Origin of the sequence: Ochrobactrum sp. RH2CCR150 (assembly GCA_014138095.1) — a bacterium.
GTDB lineage: Bacteria > Pseudomonadota > Alphaproteobacteria > Rhizobiales > Rhizobiaceae > Brucella > Brucella gambitense.
Window position 1 is genome coordinate 176,401 of sequence record JACGXE010000001.1, and the last position, 22,352, is coordinate 198,752.

Here is a 22,352-nt window from a genome sequence, read left to right on the forward strand (position 1 = left end):
TTACGCCTCCAGCTTTCGCGCAGGCTTTTGCGGCAACGAGAGCCCAATCGGCTCTTCGCGGAACAGCGCTTCATCCATGATCTTGAGCTGGTCGGAAACGATCAGCGGAAACTCGGATTGATCGAGAATGTGCGCCTGCAAATCTACACCCGGCGCAATCTCGGTGAGCACGATACCTTCCGGTGTCAGCTTCATCACAGCGCGTTCCGTGACATAGGTGATGTCCTGCCCCTGCGCGACACTGCGCGGACCGGAGAAGGTGACGTGCTCGACTTCATTGACGAGTTTTTTGAGCTTGCCTTCCTTCTCGATCACCAGCTTACCATCGGCGACGGAAAGCTTGGCCCCTGCATTGAACATGCCCGAGAAGACAATCTTCCTGGCCCTTGCCGTAATGTCCACAAAGCCGCCTGCCCCTGCCGTGACATGCGGACGGAATGACAGCTTCGACACATTGACCGAGCCGTCGCGTCCGATCTCCAGGAAGGACAAGAGCGACGCATCGAAGCCTGCGCCCTGAAAATAGGTGAACTGATAGGGCGATGGCATATAAGCGTCGGCATTCGCCGCGCAGCCAAAGGCAAAATCCAGCAATGGCACGCCGCCAACAGCGCCCTGCTCGATCACCCATGTCACGGCGCCGTGCAGGCCTTCCTCCAGCAGAATACGCGGCACATTGGCGGAAATGCCAAAGCCGAGATTGACCGCGCTGCCCGCCTGCAATTCCTGTGAGACACGGCGCGCAATCGCCTTCTGGATATTGAACTCAGCCAGACGGAACGTATCGATCGGACGGAAAATCTCGCCCGAAATCGCCGGATCATACAGTGTCTGCGTCGTCTGCTTCTGGTCGGGATCTACCACGATATAATCAACCAGAACGCCCGGCACCCGCACATCATGCGGTTTCAGCGTGCCTTCCTTGGCGATGCGTTTCACCTGCGCAATGACGATGCCGCCATTGTTGCGCGCGGCCAGCGCCTGATCGAGACCGCCAAGATATGCGCCTTCATGCTCATAGGTGAGGTTGCCGCGTTCATCCGCCGTCGTGGCGCGAATGATCGCCACTTGCGGGATGATGGAAGGAAAATAGAGCCAGTCTTCGCCTTCGAAGCTGACATGTTTCACCACCGGCTCTTGCGCGGCCTTGTCATTCATCGCCGTGCCCTGACGCTTTGGATCGACAAACGTATCAAGACCCACCTTGGTCAGCACGCCGGGGCGTTTGGCTGCCGCTTCGCGGTGCATGTCGAACAGAATGCCCGACGGGATATTATAGGCCGGGATCTCATTATTGGTGATCATCTGCCAGATCAGCGGCGGCTCAGCACTGGACGGGCCCGACGGATAGGAACCGCCAATGATCTTCTTCAGCAATCCCGGCTTGGCGATGTAATCGACGCCTTTGATGCCGCTCATATCGCCTGCCGCAATCGGATGCAGCGTGGTGATATTTTTGGGATGACCAGTTTCGTCAAACCGCTCGCCGATGGCTTTCAGCGTCAAATCGGGACAGCCAAGACCGCTTGATGATGAGACGGAAACGACAGCGTTATCGGGGATGAGCGCAGCCGCTTCTGCAGCCGAAATATGCTTGTTCATGTTCAGATTCCAGATTGAATGGCGGTCGCCTTGCCGGTCTTTGCGGCCTCAAGCACGGCAAGCCCGGTAGCTAGCGACCAGATGCCGTCTTCCAGCGTTGCCGATGGCTGACCTTTTCCGGCAATGGCATTGTGGAAAGCCTGCAAGGCGGTTTCATAGAGATTCGTCTGATCGAGCGGCAATTCGTGCTCGCCATCCTTGTCACGCAGCAGCACTGAACCAACCGGCTTTTGCGTCATCACATTGCGCGCCACCAGCGAGCCTTCACTGCCGTGCACTTCAAAGCCTGTTTCCGCATATCTGGTCGTGAACGCATCGTGGAACTGGGCAATTGCGCCGGATGGAAAACGCAATGCGCCCATCACTCCATCTTCCAGTCCCTCACCACTCAAGCCCCCTTGCTGACTGAACGCCATCGCCTCGACCGGGTTTTCACCCAGCACAAAACGCAGCGTATCGGCGTCGTGCACTGTGATATCGAGAATGACACCGCCACCAGCATCGGGCCGCTCGATACGCCAGCCCTGCAAATGCGGCGGCAAGTAAACCGCGTGGAAAACCCGCGCGCCAAGCACCTTGCCGATCCTGCCTTGGGCGATTGCATCGCGCATGGCGCGGTGGCTGGCAGCGTTACGCAAATGATGGTTGGTGCCCGCCACAACGCCCGCTTCACGTACGGCCTTTAACATGGCATGAGCGTCGCCAACCGTAAGCGCCAGCGGCTTTTCGCACAGGATATGCTTACCAGCCCTGGCCGCGGCAATCGCCTGATCACGATGCAGTTCATTGGTGGTGGAGATATAGACCGCTTCGACGTCCGGATCGGCCAGCAGCGCGTCGAGGCTCGTCACAGCGCACGCAATTCCGTTGTCGCGGGCGTAGGTTTCACCGCGCGCGGCATTGGTGCTGTAAACGGAAACGACTTCGCCGCCGGTCGCGCGAATGGCACCGATCACCCACTCTTTCGCAATCGTGCTTGCGCCTATAAGGCCCCACTTTGCCATTCGCGTTTCTCCTCCGCTTTAAAAGGCATGCCGCAACTGGCACGCACCGCCAGACGCACCGCCAAACGCTGCGCCTCCGCCTCCACCCGTTCCGAATTGATCTGCTTCAAAAGAAGCTGTGCCGCCCGCTCGCCCATCCCCTGCGGATCGACCGACACTGTTGTTAATGCGGGCACGGCGGTCTTTGCTTCGATCACATCGTCGAAGCCGACCACGCCGAAATCGCGTCCCGGTTCCAGATGTGCGGCGCGCAGGCCATCGCAAACACCAAATGCCACCGCATCATTGAAACACACCGTGGCTGTCGGCTTTGCACCCAGCAGCAACATGCGCTCCACCGCTTCCACACCGCCCGCCCGCGACGGGGCCGATGTGAAGATCAGCGCATCATCAAAGACAAGACCCGCCTGTTCCAGACCAGCGCGATAGCCGGAGACACGCTCGGCAAACACCGCCGTATCCGCATAGCCGCCCATGAACGCGATGTTGCTGTGCCCGAGACCGACCAGATGTTCGACAGCCTTAGCCACGCCGCCGCGATTGTCAGACAGAATTGACGAAACGCCGGAACCCGGCACATCGCGCACCATCTGCACCACCGGCAGGCCGCTTTTCGCCAGTGGCTTCAGGTCGCCAGATTCAGTGCCACGCGCCGGTGACACGATCAGCCCCGCAATGCCGTGTTCGCGCATGGAGGCGATCACTTCGCGCTGCCGGTCGATGCTCTCGCCGGTATTGGCCAGAAACTGCACATAGCCTGCCGACTGCATAACGCGGTCCACACCGACCGCCAGTTCGGCAAAGAAGCTGTTGGTCAGATCGTTGACGACCAGCCCGATGATCTTCGACTTGGCCTGACGCAGATTGGCGGCGCTGCGGTTATAGACGTAACCGAGCTTTTCGATTGCCACCTGCACCTTCACCCGCGTTTCGGCATGAACCAACGGACTATCGCGCAGCACAAGCGACACGGTCGATTTCGACACGCCTGCCTCGCGTGCAATATCGATGACCGTAACGCTACTCTTGTTCATGACTTTCCTCGGCTTTCGCTGACAATTTAATTGGAACGTTCCAAAAAAGTCAACGCAAGAAATTTTGCCACCATACTGCCATGTAGACGCCACTTTTCGCGGCTTCGTTGCAGAAGAGAGCCTAGAGAATGCACGTTGAATAGATGAAAAGCGCTCTTTCTCATTAGAAACACCATATCCTACCCAAAAGTCACACTTCTTGCCATTTGGAACGTTCTAAATTATGAATGACAACGTTCTGTGGGAGGATAATCATGAGCATTGCATTCGACACTATGCTGACCTTGCCAAAGGCGGACGGCACTCTGCACGCCTACTGGCTTACCGGAACGCCCACCGAAAGACCTTCGGCTCCCCCGCAGTTCAATCGCATCGCCTATGCGGCGGCGCATATCGTCTCCGACCCGCAAAACGATACGACGCCCTGGAACAATCCCGCGCTTGACTGGGATGCGACCATGGCGTTTCGCCATCATCTCTGGGGCCTCGGCTTCAAGATCGCCGAAGCGATGGACACCTCGCAGCGCGGCATGGGCCTCAACTGGGTGGGGGCGCAGGAATTGATCCGCCGCTCGCTGGCTGAAAGCAAGACCGTAGCGGGTGCCGATCTCGCCAGCGGTGCTGGCACCGACCATCTTGATCCGGCGGATGCCAAGAGCCTTGATGATGTCATCAAGGCTTATGAAACACAGGCCGGTTTCGTCGAAAAGCACGGCGGGCGCTTCATCCTGATGGCAAGCCGCGCCCTTGCCCGTATCGCCCGCTCGCCCGACGATTACGCAAAGGTTTATGGACACATTCTCTCCAATGCCCGCGAGAAAGTCGTGCTGCACTGGCTGGGCGACATGTTCGATCCACAGCTCAAGGGCTACTGGGGAGCCTCTGAGTTCGACGATGCGCTGAACACCGTCATCAATATTATCGAGGCCAATCGCGACAAGGTCGAAGGCATCAAGATCTCGCTGCTGGAAGAACGTTACGAGCTTGCCCTGCGCGACCGGTTACCGGAAGGCGTGCTCTGTTTCACAGGCGACGATTTCAACTATGCGCCCTTGATCGAAGGCGACGGACACACGCATAGCCATGCCCTGCTCGGCATTTTCGATGCAGTCGCGCCACAGGCCTCCAATGCACTCGCCGCCCTCGCCAAGGGTGACAGCGCTCGGTTCCGTACCATCATCGAACCGACCGTGCCGCTATCGCGCAAGATCTTTGAAGCGCCGACACAATATTACAAGGCCGGGGTGGTTTTCCTTGCCTGGCTCAACGGTCATCAGACGCATTTTACCATGCCTGCCGGGATGCAGTCGGCGCGCGGCATTGTCCATTATGCCGATATTTTCCAGCTGGCCGACAAGGCCAATGTTCTCGACAAGCCGGAGCTTGCTGTGAAGCGGATGAAAACACTTTTGGAAACCCATGGAGTGGAGCAAGCCTGACAGCCACTTTATCGGGCGCTTTACATTCTCCCACGCAAGTTTGTCCGGTTCCTGTCCTGATTGATTTCGGCTATCAACTTGATTAAGCAATCAACAGCATAGAAACCAATTAGGGGAGATTTTCATGCGTTCTGTACTTCTGGCATTGCTGGCCGCAACGGCCATCGCCACTTCGGCCCAGGCAAAAGACGTAACCGTCGCCGTGACCGCCATTGTCGAACATCCGGCACTCGACGCCGCGCGTGACGGCGTCAAGGATGCGCTGGCCGAAGCTGGTTTCAAGGAAGGCGAAAATCTCAAATTCGTCTATCAGTCCGCACAGGGCAATCCGGCAACCGCCGCACAGATCGCACGTCAGTTCGTGGGTGATGGCCCGGACGTGATCGTTCCGATTTCCACCCCATCGGCTCAGGCTGTTGTTTCCGCCACGCGCGACATTCCGATCGTGTTCACCGCCGTATCCGATCCGGTCGGCGCACAGCTCGTCAAGAACATGGAAAAGCCGGGCGGTAACGTAACTGGCCTCTCCGATATGTCGCCAGTCGCCGAGCACATCAAGCTCATCAAGGAAGTGATGCCGAACATCAAGAAGCTCGGCTATCTCTACAATTCCGGCGAAACCAATTCGGTCTCGCTTCTGGCTGCGCTGAAGGAAGCTGCTGCTGCTGACGGCATCGAGATTGTTGAATCCGCTGCCACCAAGTCGGCTGAAGTCAAGGGCGCCGCACAGGCTCTCGTCGGCCGCGCCGATGCCATGTATGTGCCGACCGACAACACCATCGTTTCGGCTCTCGAAAGCGCAGTCGGCGTTGCCGAGGAAAGCAAGCTGCCGCTCTTCACCGCTGACACGGATTCCGTCAAGCGTGGTGCGATGGCTGCACTCGGTTTCAACTATTACGACGTCGGCAAGCAGACCGGCGCTGTCGTCGCACGCATCCTGAAGGGTGAAAAGCCGGGCGACATTTCAGTTGAAATCGCCAAGGGTACCGACCTCGTCATCAATCTTGGCGCTGCCAAGAAGATGGGCGTTGAGTTCCCGAAGGCTGTGATTGACCGCGCCACCAGCAAGATCGACTGATCCTGTACGAAATGCAGAAAATGAAGGGCGGAAGTGAAAACTTCCCGCCCTTTTTCTTTGAACACAAGACGAAGCCCTGAAGCGAGGGCAGGTTCGAAAAGACATCTGACCTGTAGCAATACCGCACGAATGTTGCGTAAGCTCCATATAAAGCAGCATTTGCGGGCGTTTGGCGCGGTTAGGACTTGCGCTCATGATTGCGAGAGTTGTAATCCGACTAGAATAATAATGGGAACAAATGATCTAGCCGGGAAACGATCCGCTCAGGGCTTCGCCTGCCGGATACACTCAAACCAAAACCGGTCGCGATTGGTGAAAGCCTTTTGGACAATCGACAGCGCAACGCCTCGATGTCCGCAGGCTGGCGGATGATCTTATGCCGGAAAACCGGCTTCATCCTTGTCGATTGCGGCAAAGTACAAGGAATGTCGTTGTGAGTCAGATCGCCTTCTGGGGTGCGGTCGAATTAGGCCTCGTTTTCGCGTTTGTCGCCATCGGCGTCTATCTGGCGTTTCGCGTCCTCGACTTTCCCGACTTGACGGTGGACGGTTCGTTCCCGCTGGGAGCAGCCGTTACCGGCGTTCTGATCCTTGCTGGCCTCAATGCTTGGCTTGCCGCCGCAATAGCCATGGTTGCAGGTGCGATAGCTGGTCTTGTGACTGCAACGCTCAATGTGCGCTTCAAGATCCTCAACCTGCTCGCTTCCATTCTGACGATGATCGCGCTGTTCTCGGTGAACCTGCGCGTGATGGGTCGACCGAATATCGCACTCATCAATCAGGACACGATGCTGAGCCCCTTCTTCGGCCACGGTATTCCGGAATATTATGTGCGTCCGGCCTTCCTGTTTGTACTTGTCGTCATCGCTGTCTTCATCGTCTGGCGCTTTCTGGAAAGCGACATGGGCCTTGCCATGCGTGCCACCGGCGCCAACCCCAAAATGGCACGCGCACAAGGCGTACAGACTGACCGCCAGATCTATATCGGCATGGCACTCTCCAACGCGCTCGTCGCGCTTGGCGGCTCGCTTTTCGCGCAGACAAACGGCTTTGCCGATGTCACCTCCGGCGTTGGCACCATCGTCGTCGGCCTCGCAGCCGTCATTATTGGCGAGACCATCCTGCGAACCCGCAACCTGCTGGTGATCCTGATTGGTTGCGTGCTCGGCTCGGTCATCTATCGCATCGCAATCCAGCTTGCGCTTTCCAATGGCGACACGTTCGGCCTTCAGGCTTCCGACCTGAACATTGCTACAGCGCTTCTCGTTACATTCGCCCTGATATTGCCGCGCCTGCGCCGCGGGGGAGCATCCGCATGATCGAAGTATCCAATCTCGATGTCGTCTTCGGTCGCGGCACACCGCTGGAAAAGCAGGTTCTGAACAAGATCAAACTGACCATGGATCGTGGTTCCTTCGTGACCGTCATCGGCTCGAATGGCGCTGGCAAGTCCACCTTGCTCGGTGTGCTTGCAGGCGATGTTATCCCCACCGGCGGCAAGGTCGTGATCAGCGGCAAGGACGTGACCCGCAAATCCACCGCCGACCGCGCCGGTCTCGTTGCGCGTGTCTTCCAGGATCCACTGGCTGGCAGCTGCGGCACGCTGACCATCGAAGAAAACCTTGCGCTCGCCGCCTCCCGCGGCAAGAAGCGCGGCTTTACTCATGCGCTGAATTCCAACCGCCGTGAATGGTTTCGCGAGCGCGTGGCGAGCCTCAATCTCGGCCTTGAAAACCGGATGCAGGACCGCATGGAACTGCTCTCCGGCGGCCAGCGTCAGGCGCTTTCGCTCATCATGGCAACGCTTGCCGGTTCTGAAGTTCTGCTTCTCGACGAACATACCGCAGCACTCGACCCGGGCATGGCGGAATTCGTCATGGAACTAACCCGAACGCTCATCACCGAGAACAAGCTGACAGCGCTGATGGTGACCCACTCCATGCGTCAGGCGCTCGATTATGGCGACCGCACGATCATGCTGCACGGCGGCAAGATTTTGCTCGACGTCACCGGCGACAAGCGCAAGACACTCGGCGTCGAAGACCTGATCGAGATGTTCCGCAAAGTGCGCGGCCAGACGCTTGATGACGACGCGTTGCTGATCGAGTGACACGTTATCTGAAGCGGTTTTACAAAAGCCCCATGCTTGCAGAAAACGCCTCTACGGCATCAAGCATGGTGGCCACCGGAGCCTCCAGACCAGATCGCCTCCAGACAACATAGATATCGCAGGGAATATTGTCTTCGGTGCTGCAGATGTCATCCACACCGAGGGCAGATGCAATCGTCTGCGGGATAAAGCCGACCCCGCCGCTGTTCCTCACAAGAGCGGCCATCAAGGCGTAGGATTCCGTTTCAACTACACCGTAGGCGCCAATCGGCTGCAATCGTACCCAGTCGTTCACAAAATCCCGGTAAAGGCAGCTATTGCCGTGGCTATAGACCGGCACGGGCCCGTCTGTCGGCGAAGTTTCATTGCGCATGGGAACCAGCCGCTCTTTGAAAATCAAACGGCTGTTCAACTCCGGTGTAACCACCGGGCCATCGGAGAAAATCGCGTCATATTCGTGGTTGTAAAGCCCCTCCTCCAGCACTCTGGAATGGCCCCGGAAAACCTTTAACCGGGCATAAGGCTGCTTCTGCATATAGTGCGGAATGAACAAAGGCAGATGATGGTCTATGACCACATCGATGGCGCCAATGCTCAGACTATGCTGCTGTGCGGAAGTTCTGAACGTCCTTTCCACCCGGCGGGCATTCTCAAGGATCGGATGAACCTCATCATAATATCGCCGGCCAAAGGGCGTTATGATCAGGTTGCCCTTGTCTCGCACAAATAATGCATCGTTCAACAGTGCTTCCAGATCCTTCAGCATCTTGCTGATGTTCGATGGAACACAAAACATCGCATCAGCCGCAGCCACGACACTGCCCAGCTCGACAACACGACAAAAGGCTTCCACGCGCCGTAAATTCATAGTGATTTCTCAAAAAGTGAATGAGTACGTTCTTTATAATTCACTTTTATGAAATTTCAAATTGATCCATATATTAAATCAGATGATGAACGAATACATCAAATGTTCTTTTGTCATTAAGATTGAAACTTTAAAGCTAATCCAGTTGGAAAATCAGGTAAGAAGATGATTACGCTTAATGTATTCTTCCATGTTCGCGAAGAAAGTAAAAAAGAATTTCTTTCCGTCTTGAATAACATGGTTTCGGAGTCAAACAAGGAAGCGGGGTGCGATTATTATCAGCTTTGGAAGAGCGCCGATGAAAGCAATATTTATGCATTGATCGAAAATTGGACAGATAGGGAATCTCTCGCACTCCATCAGAAGACGCCGCATTGGATTGCATTCAATGATGTCGTCAATTCCTTCCTCGTTCGTCCTTACGATGAAAACCATTACACCGCTGTTCCACATTAATGCCTTAACAGTGAGGGAATGACCTCCACGAGCAGCCGCCTGTCTGTGAATGGCAGGTGGCCGTTCCCCAAGAAGTTCTCAATGCAGACCAAACTGCCCATGGTTCCATAAAAACTCGCATTACAAAATTCTGCATCCGAAACCGTGCAAACATAAAATGCGTTTCCCACACCCCGCACAAATGCTCTAAGAACGATTCATGGCGCAGAAAAAAGCAAATGAAGTCGATGGTTTCCTGAGCAGACCGAACAGCTCGTTTCCGGTCGTGCTTCTTTACGGCCCAGACAAGGGTCTGGTGAGCGAGCGTGCGCGCCGCTATGCCGAGGCAACTAAACTTCCACTCGATGATCCCTTTGCTGTCATCCGTATGGAAGCCGATGAAATCGATGCCGATCCTTCGAAACTGGCCGACGAGGCACGCACTATTTCCATGTTCGGCGGCACCCGTCTGATATGGATCAAGAACGCTGCCGGGCAGAAGAAACTGGCCGACGCAATCAAGCTTCTGGCTACGGAACCGCCGCATGAAACCTTCATTCTCGTCGAAGCTGGCGACCTGAAAAAGGGCGTGGGGTTGCGTAGTGCTATCGAGAATGCTTCTGCGGGCATGGCGCTTCCCTGCTATACGGACGATGCGCGTGGCATCGATGGCGTGATCGATGATGTGCTCGCGGAGTGGAAGCTGCAAATCACCCTTGATGGACGTCAGCTCCTTCGCGCCAGCCTCGGCGGCGACCGTCTTGCCACCCGTGGCGAGCTGGAAAAACTCTGCCTCTATGCACGCGGCAAGGAACGTATCGACATTGATGACGTTCGCGAAGCTGTGGGTGACGTTGCAGGCCTGTCGACCGACGAGGTCGTGGATGCAGTCATTGCCGGTGATTTGCAACGATTTGAAATCACATTCGACCGCGTCGTAAAATCAGGCACAGCGCCGTTTCTGGTGCTGAACACGGCCATGCGGCAGTTCCAGCAGATACAGGCTCTGCGCTATATCATGGATACTGAACGCAAGAGCGCCTCGGTCGTGGTGGCCAGTGCAAGGCCACCTATCTTCTTCAATCGCAAAAGGCTTATAGAAACGGCCATCGGACGATGGGGTGGCGAGAGCCTTTCACGCGTCCTGGAGCGTCTCCAGCGCGCCGTTCTCGAAAGCCGCCAGAACTCAGCCCTCGCCGTTCCGATCATCCGCCAATGCCTGATGGCTATCGGTGTAGAAGCCATGCGCAATGCACGGCGCTAACGACTTTCACCGCCACGAAACGTGAAACAATCCCATAAACAAAAACCCCGGTATTAAGATACCGGGGTTTTTGTTTACATTATCGGAAACACATCAGCTCTGAAGACGACGGCAGATTTCGTCCAGCTGCTCCAGAGAGCTATAGCGGATCTTCACTTCGCCGCCGCGATCCCGGTGATTAATCTCAACCTTCATGCCCGTCACATCGGAAAGCAGCTTTTCGAGCGCCTTGGTGTCGGCATCCTTTTCCACCGGAGCAGATTTGCCCGGCTTCGGTTCCGCGCCGCCACGCGCTTCAGCCTGAGCCAACGCTTCCACCTGACGGACCGACAGGCCTTCCTTGACGATCCGCTCGGCCAGACCCGTCGGATTTTCCATCGTGATCAGGCTGCGCGCATGCCCCGCAGACAACGCGCCATCAACAATGAAATCCTGCACCGGTTGCGGCAGCTTGAGAAGGCGAAGCGTGTTGGCAACATGGCTGCGGCTCTTGCCGATCACCTGCGCCAGATCGTTCTGCGTATACTCATGATTATCGATAAGCTGTTGATATCCCAGCGCTTCTTCGACCGCGTTCAGGTCTGCGCGCTGAACGTTTTCGATAATCGCGATCTCAAGAGCGACGCGATCATCCACATCGCGAACGATAACAGGGATCGTATCAACACCTGCGCGCTGCGATGCCCGCCAGCGGCGTTCACCAGCGATAAGTTCAAAATGATCAGGCTGGCCCGGTGCCGGACGCACCACGATTGGCTGGACGACGCCGTGTTCCTTGATCGACTGTGCCAGATCTTCCAGCTCCGCTTCCGCAAACATGCGTCGCGGATTGCGCGGATTACGCGTGACAAATTCGATCGGCACATTGCGTTCGATTGGAACCGGCGCTTTACGCTCTTCGACCGGACGGTCGATCTCACCAATCAGGGCAGCCAGTCCGCGGCCAAGGCGCTTTTTTGAAGGATCGTCGTTCATCGTTCGGCAAATTCCTGCAATTGTTACGTAGTCGAATCGATAGTCTGTTGTTTATGCGGCTTTCAATTGCCGCTCGCGCTGAATAACTTCAGACGCAAGCTGCAAATAGGCCTGACTTCCCGCACATTTCAGATCGTAGAGAATGGCTGGCTTGCCATGCGAGGGCGCTTCCGATACCCGCACATTGCGCGGAATAACAGTCCGATAGACCTTTTCGCCCATGAAAGCGCGAACATCATCCACCACCTGAGAGGCGAGATTGTTGCGGCTATCGAACATCGTCAGCACAATACCCTGGATGGAAAGCTCGGCATTGATCGTCGACCGAACCTGATCGACGGTCTGCAACAGCTGGCTTAGGCCTTCCAGTGCAAAGAATTCACATTGCAGCGGCACGAGCACGGAGTCTGCAGCTGCCATGGCATTCAGCGTCAACAGGTTCAGAGATGGCGGGCAATCCACCAGGACATATGAGAATCGATCAGAAACGCTCGAATCAAAACGCAGAGAGTCGCGCAAACGGCGCGTACGGTCTGCGGATTGGGCTATTTCCATCTCGATACCCAACAGATCAAGCGTCGATGGCACGATAAAGAGATTGGGCACATCGGTCTGCATAGCCGCTTCCGGCACCGAAGCCTCTTGCGTCAGCACATCATAGGACGACAGCGGACGATTACGGCGATCGATCCCCAACCCGGTGCTGGCATTGCCCTGCGGATCGAGATCAACGATGAGAACCGTTTCGCCTATTGCCGCCAATGCCGTGGCCAGATTGATCGCCGTCGTTGTTTTTCCGACGCCGCCTTTCTGGTTTGCAATGGTTATGATCCTGGACATTTTGTTCATTACCGTCGCCCTGCCGCTTTCCAGATCTGCCAAATTCTCGGATTCAATTCGCTTTGCGTCGCAAGTTGCTGATTTCGAGGATGACCGAAGTCTGATCGATAGCACTTTGATGTTTTACCAGATCGAAATCCCAACCGACACGGCTTTCATCGATTTCCCTCTGGTAATCCCGACCTTTTTGGAAAAGCGCTTTAGCGCCATCAACGAGCCAAGGCTCTGTCAAACCGAAAAGATCGTTCAATGAGGCGAGCGCGCGGGCGGTAACAACCTCCGGAGTCTTTATTTTTTCCCACACGGACTCGATACGAGCCGCATGAATATGGGCAGGAACATTCAGATGTCCGGCAGCTGTGCGTAGAAAAGCGGCCTTTTTACCGGCGCTTTCCACCAGTTCGATACAACTACCCGGCTTATCCGCCAGGTAACAGGCCGTCACGATGCCCGGAAATCCGCCACCGGAACCGATATCCAGCCAGCGTTTCGCGTCTGGAGCCAACGGAAAAACCTGCGCACTATCCAGAATATGACGGCTCCAAAGGTCTGCCAATGTCGATGGAGATGCCAGATTGATCGCTTTCGACCACTTCCGGAATAGCTCTTCAAATGCGATCAGACGATCCACTGTTTCACGTGAAACAGCCGGATTGATCTGGAGAAGACTTTTGAAACGGCGATCCGCACTCTTATCAGCACTCACGCCGCGCCCTTCCCTTCCGCCAATTCAGTAGCAGCTTGACGCCGAGAACCGTGCTTTTTGATCTGCGCTATAAGCAGCGCCAAAGCGGCTGGGGTCATTCCGTCAACGCGTTGTGCTTCAGCAATCGTCTCCGGCTTGCGCTGCTTCAGCTTATGTTTCAGCTCGTTGGACAGTCCTGAAATGGCATCAATGTCCAGTCCAGCGGGGATCAACAGGCGCTCTTCGCGCTCCATAACCGCGATATCCGTCTGCTGACGCTCCATATAAACCGCATATTGTGCCTCAATCTCGAGCGTTTCGCGGGTGATAGAGTCTATTCCGTCCAGTTCGGGCCAGATCGGGCTCAAGCGCGTCAGATCGATATCAGGATAAGACAGCAAGTCATAAGCTGAACGACGAACCCCATCATGATTGAGATGCAAATCATAGCGACTTGCGAGATTGGGCGTGATCGACAGCGACTGGGTCAGTTCCCGCGCAGCAGACAGCGCGTTCTCTCGTTCAGCGAAGCGCTTCTTACGCTCTGCTCCCAATATGCCGAGACGATCCGCCAGCGGTGTAAGGCGTTGATCGGCATTATCCGCGCGCAAAGAAAGACGGAATTCAGCGCGTGATGTGAACATGCGATAAGGTTCGCTCACGCCGCGCGATGTCAAATCATCCACCATCACGCCGATATAGGCTTCAGTACGCTGGATGATGATTGGCTCATCACCCCCTGCCCGCCGTGCGGCATTCAAACCAGCAAGAAGACCCTGCGCGGCGGCTTCCTCATATCCGGTGGTGCCGTTGATCTGGCCTGCCAGGAACAGACCACTCACCCGCCGCGTCTCAAGGCTGCGCTTAAGCTCGCGCGGATCAATGAAGTCATATTCAATGGCGTAGCCCGGCTGTAGCATCACTGCTTTCTCAAGACCGGGAATGGTCTTGAGAATTTCGAGCTGAACGTCTTCCGGCAGAGAAGTCGAAATGCCGTTCGGATAAACCGTATCGTCGTCCAGACCTTCCGGTTCCAGGAATATCTGGTGGCCATCACGGTCGCCGAACTTGACGATCTTGTCTTCCACAGATGGACAATAACGTGGGCCAATACCTTCAATCGAGCCGGAATACATGGCCGACCGATGCAGATTGGCGCGTATAATTGCATGGGTTTCCGGTGTCGTACGCGTAATACCGCAATCAATCTGCGGCGTCGTAATACGATCCGTCATCAGGGAAAATGGTACAGGGTTCTCATCGGCGGACTGGGTTTCAAGATTTGCCCAATCGATAGTACGGCCATCAAGACGCGGCGGCGTGCCGGTCTTGAGACGTCCTAATGCGAACCCAAGAGTCTTCAAAGTATCCGACAGGCCGAGCGCCGGATTCTCACCCATGCGTCCTGCCGGTATCTTCTTCTCTCCGATATGAATGAGGCCGTTCAGGAATGTGCCCGTCGTTAACACAACTGCGCCGCAGCTCAGCAGCTGTCCATCCGATAGAACCACACCAGTGACATTACCTTCTTCGGTCTTTATATCGAACGCGCCGCCCTCAACAACCGTGAGGTTTTCCTGCGCTCCAATCATTTCCTGCATCGCAAGCCGATACAGTTTGCGATCAGCCTGCGTGCGCGGACCACGGACAGCCGGTCCTTTACGGCGATTTAGCAGACGAAACTGGATGCCTGCCTTATCGGCAACACGACCCATCAAACCGTCCAGTGCGTCGATTTCCCGAACAAGATGGCCCTTCCCGAGACCACCAATCGCCGGGTTACACGACATGACGCCAATAGTATCGAAGTTATGAGTGACCAATGCAGTGCGTGCGCCAGCGCGTGCAGCAGCCGACGCGGCTTCACAGCCTGCATGACCGCCACCGACAACAATAACATCGAAGACTGTAGACTCAGCCGAACTCATTTCTTGCATCCTCGGATTAGGAGACAGCTTTTGCCATGAATGCGTTTGAAACGGAAGGATAAAAGCGTGACAGGCGATCAATTAAAAGCGCACAGGACCGCTGACTCATGAAGAACGGGTGGAGTCAACTGGCCTGACCGGATTCCACAGATGTTTCACGTGAAACATTCCACGAATATCTGTCTACCAGATCGGCCGATGTTTCACGTGAATCACTCACTTGCCAATGCAAAACTGAGAGAAAATGACATCCAGGATTTCCTCAACGTCAACATCACCGGTGATACGTCCAAGATAATGCGATGCTCTGCGCATGTTTTCCGCTCTCAGTTCCAACGGAAGGTCTTCTCGCCCTGCAGCAATTTCGATCTCAGTGAGCGTCGAACGAAGCAGATTGATGTGGCGCTGCCTTGTGGGAACAGCATCATTGATCTGGCCAATACGTTCTTCAACGAAAGTCTGTAGTGCGGCGAGAAGCTCATCCAATCCAGAACCATTCTTGATCGATATCTGGAAAGTCCAACGCGCGTCTTGTTTCTTCGTTAGATCAGCTTTGGTGCCAATACGCCAAATCTCGACGTCGGCTTCGTTCAGTATCGCATCAATCGGATCATTCATGTCTTCCAATAGAAGAATGAGATCGGCTTCCGATGCCGTTTCGCGGGCTCTCTCAATCCCGATCTTCTCGACTGCACTTTCAGTCTCACGCAATCCGGCTGTATCGGTGACGTAAACCGGGATACCATTCAGATCGAGTTTGACTTCGAGAAGATCTCGCGTGGTCCCGGCTTCATCCGAAATGATCGCCACTTCGCGTCCAGCAAGAAAATTCAGCAAGCTGGATTTGCCAGCATTTGGCGCACCAGCAATCACCACATGCAAACCGTCGCGAAGCATGGCAGCACGTTTGCCGCTGGCAATATGCTGTTCTATTTCCTTCTGAAGTGCCTGCAGTGATCGCCAAACTTGATCGGAAACTGAACCTGGCACGTCACTTTCGTCTGCAAAATCAAGTTCGGCTTCAATGAAAGCGCGCGCGCGAACAAGCTTCTGTCTCCATTCGGTGTAGAGTTGCCGTTGCGCACCCGAAGCCACCTGCAAGGCAAGACGTCGCTGACCTTCGGTTTCGGCGGCAATAAGATCTGCCAGGCCTTCTGCAATTGTCAGATCCATCTTGCCATTGGTGAAAGCACGGCGGGTGAATTCGCCAGCTTCAGCGATACGGCAATCAGCAATCGCGCCCAGTTCCTGCAGCAGCTTTTCAACAACGGCGACACCTCCATGAAGATGAAATTCGACACAGTCCTCACCTGTAAAACTATGGGGGCCGGGAAAGAAGAGCGCCAATCCACGATCGATCGCGTCTCCATTTCGGGAACGGAATGTCTTAAAGGCTGCATAACGGGGTTCGATGACTGAGCCTACAATCGTTTCGATAATGAATCGAACTTGCGGGCCAGATGCTCGCACAACGGCAACACCCGATGGAAGCCGCCCACTGGACAAAGCAAAAATCGTATCGTGATGGACAGCGGTGTCGTTCATTGTATTTCCTGACCTATATCAATCTTGCCAAGAGGATTGAAATTGAGCTCAGTGCATATTCATTCAAACGCTGAAAGGGAAGCCTCATGACGGATATCAGCAGAAACAGGCTGTCTGCGGAACCCAGTGCCTATCTGCGCCAACATGCGGACAACCCCGTTCACTGGCAGCCCTGGGGAAAGGAGGCTCTCGACGCCGCGCGAGAATTAGACCGCCCTATCCTGCTTTCAATTGGCTATGCGGCCTGTCACTGGTGCCACGTAATGGCGCATGAGTCATTCGAAGACGCCGATGTAGCTGCTGTCATGAACGACCTGTTTGTGAATGTGAAAGTGGACCGCGAGGAACGGCCAGACATAGACCAGATCTATATGGCTGCGCTGGGCGCGATGGGGCAGCAAGGGGGCTGGCCGCTGACCATGTTTCTGCGGCCCGATGGCAAGCCTTTCTGGGGCGGCACTTATTTTCCGCCCCACGCACGCTACAACATGCCGGGCTTTGTCGATGTGTTGAACGCCGTGAATAACCTCTGGCAAGGAGATAAAGAAAAAATTAACCATAATGCCGAGGCGGTCTTCAATCATCTTGAAGGCAGGCTCGCTGCTCAAAATGCCGCCAGCCCGAATGAGATCGCGCGCTTCGATGATGTGACGCAACGGATCAGTGGTCTTATCGATCCCGTGCGCGGCGGTATCGAAGGCGCCCCTAAGTTTCCCAATGCTCCATTCATGGACGCTCTGTGGCTATCCTGGCTCTATAATCACGACAGCGATAACAGGGACAAGTTTATCCGTTCATTGAAGACCATGCTGCAAGGCGGCATCTATGATCACCTTGGGGGTGGTCTTTGCCGCTACAGCACGGATGCTGACTGGCTCGCGCCGCATTTTGAAAAAATGCTCTACGACAACGCCCAGCTGATCCGACACGCCAATTATGCTTTTGCGGAAACGAAGGATGATCTGTTCCGCATACGAATCGAAGAAACCATCGATTGGCTGGTCCGTGAAATGCGACTGCCGGACGGTAGTTTCACGTCGAGCCTTGATGCCGATAGCGAAGGCGAAGAAGGGAAATTCTACGTCTGGAGCGAGGCGGTGATAGACAGCGTTTTGGGAGAACATAGCCAAGCCTTCAAGGCATTCTATGGCGTTTCCCCGGGAGGCAACTGGGAAAGTCATAATATTCTTAATCGCTTGCATGATGTCGATTCTGATGGGCCGGTACCACAGTCAATACGGGATGCCAAGGCGAAGCTCTTCGCACAGCGCGAAACGCGCATTCGCCCAGGACGCGACGACAAGGCCCTGACAGACTGGAATGCATTAGCTATTCGTGCACTCGCCGAAGCCGGACGAAGCTTCTCCAAACCGGAATGGGTGACGCTGGCCGTCGAAGCCTATCACACGATCATGCAGCCATTTCGTGCCGGACAGATGGCGCATTGCCGTATGGAGGATCGGCTGGTCTACCCTGCCCTTTCGACGGACTATGCCGGTATGATCAATGCAGCACTGGCGCTCTATGAAGCAAGTTCCGACCGGAGTTATGTGGATGATGCGGAGAAGCTGAAACAAGCGCTGGATGACCACCACCGGGATGCTTCCGGTAATTACCGTCTATCGGCGCTTGATGCCGACGATGTCATTCTTCACGCCTATGGTGATTATGATGAGGCTATCCCCAGCGCGACGAGCCAGATCATCGAAGCACTGACGCGGCTTTTCCTCGCAACCGGTGACATGACACTTTACCGAAGCAATGAGACATTGATCGAGGAAGCGCTTGGGCGTGCATTGGCGCAGCAATATGGTCAGATCGGTATATTGAATGCGGCCCGCATGGCAGCTGAACCACTATCGCTTGTTATCGCCGCGCAGTCTCATCAGGATGAGCTTGTTTCGATAGCGAATCGAAATCCGGATCCGCGACGTCTCGACAAGATTGTCAGTTTCACGCCGAATGGAGTGATTGAACTGCCGACAGGCGGTACTGCCCGGGCTGAAAAACCTTCCGCATGGTTCTGCAAAGGACAGGTCTGCCTCCCGCCCGTGGAAAGCGGCGATGCATTGCGCATTCTTCTGACAAGCGGAACGTGACAGACAAAAAAGCCACGCTGGAAAACCAGCGTGGCTTTTGTTTAGCGAAGCTGCAAGGAGCTTAGGTGTTCATCGAATCGAAGAACTCACCATTGCTCTTGGTCTGCTTGAGCTTGTCGATAAGGAACTCGATCGCATCGGTCGTGCCCATCGGCGCGAGAATACGGCGCAGAACGAAAATCTTCTGGAGATCGGCGCGCGGAACGAGCAGATCTTCCTTACGGGTGCCGGACTTGAGAATGTCCATGGCCGGGAAGATGCGCTTGTCAGCAACCTTGCGGTCGAGAACGATTTCCGAGTTACCTGTGCCCTTGAATTCTTCAAAGATCACTTCGTCCATACGGCTGCCTGTATCGATCAGCGCGGTCGCGATGATGGTGAGCGAGCCACCTTCTTCGATGTTACGCGCAGCACCGAAGAAACGCTTCGGACGCTGGAGCGCATTGGCATCGACACCACCGGTCAAAACCTTACCGGATGACGGAACAACGGTGTTGTAGGCGCGGCCAAGGCGGGTGATCGAGTCGAGCAGGATCACAACGTCGCGTCCATGTTCAACCAGACGCTTGGCCTTTTCGATGACCATTTCAGCGACCTGAACGTGGCGGGCTGCCGGTTCGTCGAAGGTTGACGAAATAACTTCGCCCTTCACCGAACGCTGCATGTCGGTCACTTCTTCCGGACGCTCATCGATCAGAAGAACGATCAGATAGCATTCCGGGTGATTGGCGGTGATCGAATGCGCGATATTCTGAAGCAGCACGGTCTTACCGGTACGCGGCGGAGCGACGATCAGACCGCGTTGGCCCTTGCCGAGCGGCGCAACCAGATCGATGACGCGCGGCGACAGATCCTTGGAGGTCGGAACTTCCAACTCCATCTTGAAGCGCTCATTCGGATAGAGCGGCGTCAGATTGTCGAAGTGAACCTTGTGGCGAATCTTTTCCGGGTCTTCGAAATTGATCGAATTGACCTTGAGAAGCGCAAAATAGCGCTCGCCTTCCTTCGGGCCGCGGATCGGACCTTCAACTGTATCACCGGTCTTCAGCGAGAAGCGGCGCAGCTGCGAAGGAGAAATATAAATATCGTCGGGGCCTGGCAGATAATTGGCATCGGCGGAGCGCAGGAAGCCAAAACCGTCCTGCAGCACTTCGACAACACCTTCACCGATGATCTCGACATCCTGCGAAGCCAGCTTCTTGAGAATCGCGAACATCAGTTCCTGCTTGCGCATTGCGCTCGCATTTTCGACTTCAAGGGTTTCGGCAAAAGCAAGCAGCTCAACCGGTGTTTTATTTTTTAGTTCTTGTAGTTTCATTTCCTGCATGGATGAGGAACTCTTTTGAAATATAAGGAGAAAATGCAGTTGTTCGGAAAGTTGGTCAGCTGGTGGGCTGGACCGGCATCGAAGGCCTGCGATCAGGAAGGGAAGAGGCTTCCTTCATACCGATTTGCGATATGAAGAGCAAGTCACATGTAGTGACCGCAGATAAATTCTGCAACGGGAAAATGGCAGAAACCCGACAAAGCGGGTTTCTTTTCATTTAAAAATGCAATCAAAAAGGTTTTACGATCACCAGAATAACGATCAGGACCATCAGAACTGTTGGCACTTCGTTAACGATTCGCCAATGCCTTGGCGGTTTCATGTTCTTGTCTTCTGCGAAAAGGCGCGTCGCCTTCGAAAGATAACCATGCATGCCCGACATCAGCACGACCAGCAGCAGCTTGGCGTGCAGCCAGCCGCCCTGGAAGCGGAAGATTTCCCAAGCCATCCACAGACCGGCAATCCAGGTCACAGCCATGGCCGGGTTTATGATAAAATGCAGCAGTCGCTTTTCCATCACCTTGAAGGTTTCGGAAGCTTCAGAACCCGGCTTGGTCGCTGAGTGATAGACGAACAGCCGCGGCAGATAGAGCATTCCTGCCATCCAGGCTATGACGGCGATTACGTGAATCGCTTTTACCCAGAGATAGGCATCGGTTGGATTCACGTGAAACAATGCCCAAACGCCGAGCACCACAATCACAAGCGCTGCGATCATGCGGATATAGGCAGCCTTGGTGCTGCTCTTCGATGTCGGCTGGCTCACGATTTTTCTCCACGAATGCGATCAATCATGCGCTGGACATTTTCGACCGGCGCTTGAGGCGTAATTCCATGTCCGAGATTGAAGATCAGCGGGCCTTTCCCCAGACGTTCGAGGATCGCATCCACGCCTTCATCGAGTGCTGAACCGCCCGCAACAACGCGCAGCGGGTCGAGATTGCCCTGAATAGCGCCATCTTCCTGCAAAGCGGCGGCGAAATTGAGCGGAACCGACCAGTCGAGGCCGAGCACATCAACACCGGTCTTTTCGCGGTAGCCTGCATAAAGCATCCCTGCCCCTTTCGGGAAACCGATGATGCGCGCTTCGGGATAGACGGCGCGAACTTTCTGAACAATCCGCGCCACCGGCTGGATGCAGAACCGCTCAAAGCAGTCTTCGTCCAGAACACCCGACCATGAATCGAAAATCTGTACGGCGTCTGCGCCTGCATCCAGCTGTTCGATAAGATATTCGGCCGATACATCCGCCAGATCATTCAAAAGCTTTTCGAAGGCTTCCGGGAAGCGATAGGCGAAAAGACGGGCGGGGGCCTGATCCGGTGTGCCGTGACCGGCGATCATATAGGTCGCAACAGTCCAGGGAGCGCCACAGAAACCGAGCAGCGTCGTTTCGTCGGGCAACTGCTCACGCAGCAGCCGAACCGTCTCGTAGACCGGCTCCAGCCGTTTGGCGACACCTTCCGTCTCAAGCCAGAAAATCTCGTCAGCGTCGATAGGCGTCATCAAAGGTCCCTTGCCTTCTTCAAAGCGAAGGTCACGTCCAAGGGCGTGAGGGATGACCAGAATGTCGGAAAAGAGAATGGCTGCATCAAAGCCATAACGGTGGATTGGCTGAAGCGTGACTTCGACAGCCAGATCGGGCGAATAACACAGATCGAGAAAGCTCCCTGCCTTCTTCCGCGTCTCGCGATATTCCGGAAGGTAGCGACCGGCCTGACGCATCATCCAGATGGGAGGTGGAAAGACCGCTTCACCGTCGATCACTCTCAAGACTTTGCGCTTCATCTGATTTTTATCCGCCCTGTTGGTTGCCTGATCCGGTTTTGGTCTGAAGTTATCCAGTCCGGTTCTCATAAAGAAAGGATGATTCAGGAATCTTTTGATTCTTAGAGTCTGTTGGAATCGGGGATTAAGGTCTGTCCCGGTTTTCCCCACAGTTCCAAAATTGCCATCTCATCCTGTGCAATTTTTCGCCGCCAGTCTGACCGAAAACGTAAAAAACTCAATTCCCTCTTTTAATATAAAGGGTTACCAATTGACGCAGTTCATGAGCTTTTGTGGAAAAGCTGGGAATAATTGAGAGGTTTCCCGAAATTGCGAGTCTTGTCCACACATGT

The 22,352-nt window shown here is 55.0% G+C and carries 19 protein-coding genes; 7 read left to right on the forward strand and 12 right to left on the reverse strand.

From position 1 onward, the window contains the following. The 3 genes from FHW03_RS00790 to FHW03_RS00800 are packed head-to-tail and all read right to left on the reverse strand — an operon-like array spanning position 1 to position 3,640. The gene (locus FHW03_RS00790; protein ID WP_182518931.1) at positions 1-1,602 is read right to left on the reverse strand and encodes an acyl CoA:acetate/3-ketoacid CoA transferase; all 1,602 of its coding nucleotides are present in this window, start codon (positions 1,600-1,602) and stop codon (positions 1-3) included. Between the two features lie 2 nt (positions 1,603-1,604). Continuing rightward, positions 1,605-2,606, reverse strand: a complete 1,002-nt coding sequence (locus FHW03_RS00795; RefSeq protein WP_182518932.1) for a Gfo/Idh/MocA family protein — start codon at positions 2,604-2,606, stop codon at positions 1,605-1,607. Continuing rightward, positions 2,585-3,640, reverse strand: a complete 1,056-nt coding sequence (locus FHW03_RS00800; RefSeq protein WP_182518933.1) for a LacI family DNA-binding transcriptional regulator — start codon at positions 3,638-3,640, stop codon at positions 2,585-2,587. The genes FHW03_RS00795 and FHW03_RS00800 overlap by 22 nt, the downstream gene beginning before the upstream one ends. Positions 3,641-3,894: 254 nt before the next feature. Here FHW03_RS00800 and FHW03_RS00805 point away from each other — a divergent pair, with 254 nt between their 5' ends. The 4 genes from FHW03_RS00805 to FHW03_RS00820 all read left to right on the forward strand — a co-directional run bounded on the left by FHW03_RS00805 (position 3,895) and on the right by FHW03_RS00820 (position 8,266). Further along, entirely contained in the window at positions 3,895-5,079 is a 1,185-nt protein-coding gene (locus FHW03_RS00805; RefSeq protein WP_182518934.1) for a dihydrodipicolinate synthase family protein, read from the forward strand. A 124-nt stretch (positions 5,080-5,203) separates the two neighbouring features. After that, positions 5,204-6,157: an ABC transporter substrate-binding protein gene (locus FHW03_RS00810; protein ID WP_182518935.1), complete on the forward strand. Its 954-nt coding sequence runs from the start codon at positions 5,204-5,206 to the stop codon at positions 6,155-6,157. Between the two features lie 433 nt (positions 6,158-6,590). Next, entirely contained in the window at positions 6,591-7,475 is an 885-nt protein-coding gene (locus FHW03_RS00815) for an ABC transporter permease (protein ID WP_182518936.1), read from the forward strand. Next, positions 7,472-8,266, forward strand: coding sequence for an ABC transporter ATP-binding protein (locus FHW03_RS00820; RefSeq protein ID WP_182518937.1), 795 nt, complete (start codon positions 7,472-7,474; stop codon positions 8,264-8,266). Before FHW03_RS00815 ends, FHW03_RS00820 begins: the two co-directional genes overlap by 4 nt. 19 nt (positions 8,267-8,285) lie before the next feature. On the opposite strand, the gene FHW03_RS00825 is transcribed toward FHW03_RS00820, so the two are convergent. Beyond that, positions 8,286-9,134 carry a LysR family transcriptional regulator gene (locus FHW03_RS00825; protein ID WP_182518938.1) on the reverse strand — a complete coding sequence of 283 codons (849 nt, stop codon included), beginning with the start codon at positions 9,132-9,134 and terminating at the stop codon, positions 8,286-8,288. A 165-nt stretch (positions 9,135-9,299) separates the two neighbouring features. Between FHW03_RS00825 and FHW03_RS00830 the strand changes: the two genes are divergently transcribed. After that, complete coding sequence (locus FHW03_RS00830) at positions 9,300-9,590, forward strand: putative quinol monooxygenase (RefSeq protein WP_182518939.1); 291 nt, start codon at positions 9,300-9,302, stop codon at positions 9,588-9,590. A gap of 199 nt (positions 9,591-9,789) precedes the next feature. Further along, positions 9,790-10,833, forward strand: a complete 1,044-nt coding sequence (gene holA / locus FHW03_RS00835) for a DNA polymerase III subunit delta (RefSeq protein ID WP_182518940.1) — start codon at positions 9,790-9,792, stop codon at positions 10,831-10,833. Between the two features lie 93 nt (positions 10,834-10,926). Here holA and FHW03_RS00840 read toward each other — a convergent pair whose 3' ends face one another. The 5 genes from FHW03_RS00840 to mnmE all read right to left on the reverse strand — a co-directional run bounded on the left by FHW03_RS00840 (position 10,927) and on the right by mnmE (position 16,806). After that, positions 10,927-11,808 carry a ParB/RepB/Spo0J family partition protein gene (locus FHW03_RS00840; RefSeq protein WP_182518941.1) on the reverse strand — a complete coding sequence of 294 codons (882 nt, stop codon included), beginning with the start codon at positions 11,806-11,808 and terminating at the stop codon, positions 10,927-10,929. A 51-nt stretch (positions 11,809-11,859) separates the two neighbouring features. Next, positions 11,860-12,657: a ParA family protein gene (locus FHW03_RS00845; RefSeq protein WP_078337617.1), complete on the reverse strand. Its 798-nt coding sequence runs from the start codon at positions 12,655-12,657 to the stop codon at positions 11,860-11,862. Positions 12,658-12,700: 43 nt separating this feature from the next. Beyond that, a complete protein-coding gene (rsmG, locus tag FHW03_RS00850; protein ID WP_182518942.1) occupies positions 12,701-13,354 on the reverse strand; it encodes a 16S rRNA (guanine(527)-N(7))-methyltransferase RsmG in 654 nt (217 codons plus the stop codon). Further along, a complete protein-coding gene (mnmG, locus tag FHW03_RS00855; RefSeq protein ID WP_182518943.1) occupies positions 13,351-15,261 on the reverse strand; it encodes a tRNA uridine-5-carboxymethylaminomethyl(34) synthesis enzyme MnmG in 1,911 nt (636 codons plus the stop codon). The genes rsmG and mnmG overlap by 4 nt, the downstream gene beginning before the upstream one ends. A gap of 216 nt (positions 15,262-15,477) precedes the next feature. Continuing rightward, a complete protein-coding gene (mnmE, locus tag FHW03_RS00860; protein WP_182518944.1) occupies positions 15,478-16,806 on the reverse strand; it encodes a tRNA uridine-5-carboxymethylaminomethyl(34) synthesis GTPase MnmE in 1,329 nt (442 codons plus the stop codon). A gap of 86 nt (positions 16,807-16,892) precedes the next feature. Between mnmE and FHW03_RS00865 the strand changes: the two genes are divergently transcribed. Beyond that, complete coding sequence (locus FHW03_RS00865) at positions 16,893-18,905, forward strand: thioredoxin domain-containing protein (RefSeq protein WP_182518945.1); 2,013 nt, start codon at positions 16,893-16,895, stop codon at positions 18,903-18,905. 61 nt (positions 18,906-18,966) lie between these two features. Here FHW03_RS00865 and rho read toward each other — a convergent pair whose 3' ends face one another. The 3 genes from rho to hemE all read right to left on the reverse strand — a co-directional run bounded on the left by rho (position 18,967) and on the right by hemE (position 22,020). Further along, a complete protein-coding gene (rho, locus tag FHW03_RS00870) occupies positions 18,967-20,232 on the reverse strand; it encodes a transcription termination factor Rho (RefSeq protein WP_109370019.1) in 1,266 nt (421 codons plus the stop codon). Positions 20,233-20,461: 229 nt separating this feature from the next. Further along, positions 20,462-20,950, reverse strand: coding sequence for a protoporphyrinogen oxidase HemJ (gene hemJ, locus FHW03_RS00875; RefSeq protein WP_182519407.1), 489 nt, complete (start codon positions 20,948-20,950; stop codon positions 20,462-20,464). A 44-nt stretch (positions 20,951-20,994) separates the two neighbouring features. Beyond that, the gene (hemE, locus tag FHW03_RS00880; RefSeq protein ID WP_182518946.1) at positions 20,995-22,020 is read right to left on the reverse strand and encodes a uroporphyrinogen decarboxylase; all 1,026 of its coding nucleotides are present in this window, start codon (positions 22,018-22,020) and stop codon (positions 20,995-20,997) included. Between the last annotated feature and the right edge of the window lie 332 nt (positions 22,021-22,352).

Coding starts and splice junctions, on each gene's coding strand:
- FHW03_RS00790 (WP_182518931.1), bottom strand. CDS start 1,602: ATGAACAAGCATATTTCGGCTGCAGAAGCGGCTGCGCTCATCCCCGAT.
- FHW03_RS00795 (WP_182518932.1), bottom strand. CDS start 2,606: ATGGCAAAGTGGGGCCTTATAGGCGCAAGCACGATTGCGAAAGAGTGG.
- FHW03_RS00800 (WP_182518933.1), bottom strand. CDS start 3,640: ATGAACAAGAGTAGCGTTACGGTCATCGATATTGCACGCGAGGCAGGC.
- FHW03_RS00805 (WP_182518934.1), top strand. CDS start 3,895: ATGAGCATTGCATTCGACACTATGCTGACCTTGCCAAAGGCGGACGGC.
- FHW03_RS00810 (WP_182518935.1), top strand. CDS start 5,204: ATGCGTTCTGTACTTCTGGCATTGCTGGCCGCAACGGCCATCGCCACT.
- FHW03_RS00820 (WP_182518937.1), top strand. CDS start 7,472: ATGATCGAAGTATCCAATCTCGATGTCGTCTTCGGTCGCGGCACACCG.
- FHW03_RS00825 (WP_182518938.1), bottom strand. CDS start 9,134: ATGAATTTACGGCGCGTGGAAGCCTTTTGTCGTGTTGTCGAGCTGGGC.
- FHW03_RS00830 (WP_182518939.1), top strand. CDS start 9,300: ATGATTACGCTTAATGTATTCTTCCATGTTCGCGAAGAAAGTAAAAAA.
- holA (WP_182518940.1), top strand. CDS start 9,790: ATGGCGCAGAAAAAAGCAAATGAAGTCGATGGTTTCCTGAGCAGACCG.
- FHW03_RS00840 (WP_182518941.1), bottom strand. CDS start 11,808: ATGAACGACGATCCTTCAAAAAAGCGCCTTGGCCGCGGACTGGCTGCC.
- FHW03_RS00845 (WP_078337617.1), bottom strand. CDS start 12,657: ATGAACAAAATGTCCAGGATCATAACCATTGCAAACCAGAAAGGCGGC.
- mnmG (WP_182518943.1), bottom strand. CDS start 15,261: ATGAGTTCGGCTGAGTCTACAGTCTTCGATGTTATTGTTGTCGGTGGC.
- mnmE (WP_182518944.1), bottom strand. CDS start 16,806: ATGAACGACACCGCTGTCCATCACGATACGATTTTTGCTTTGTCCAGT.
- FHW03_RS00865 (WP_182518945.1), top strand. CDS start 16,893: ATGACGGATATCAGCAGAAACAGGCTGTCTGCGGAACCCAGTGCCTAT.
- rho (WP_109370019.1), bottom strand. CDS start 20,232: ATGCAGGAAATGAAACTACAAGAACTAAAAAATAAAACACCGGTTGAG.
- hemJ (WP_182519407.1), bottom strand. CDS start 20,950: ATGATCGCAGCGCTTGTGATTGTGGTGCTCGGCGTTTGGGCATTGTTT.
- hemE (WP_182518946.1), bottom strand. CDS start 22,020: ATGAAGCGCAAAGTCTTGAGAGTGATCGACGGTGAAGCGGTCTTTCCA.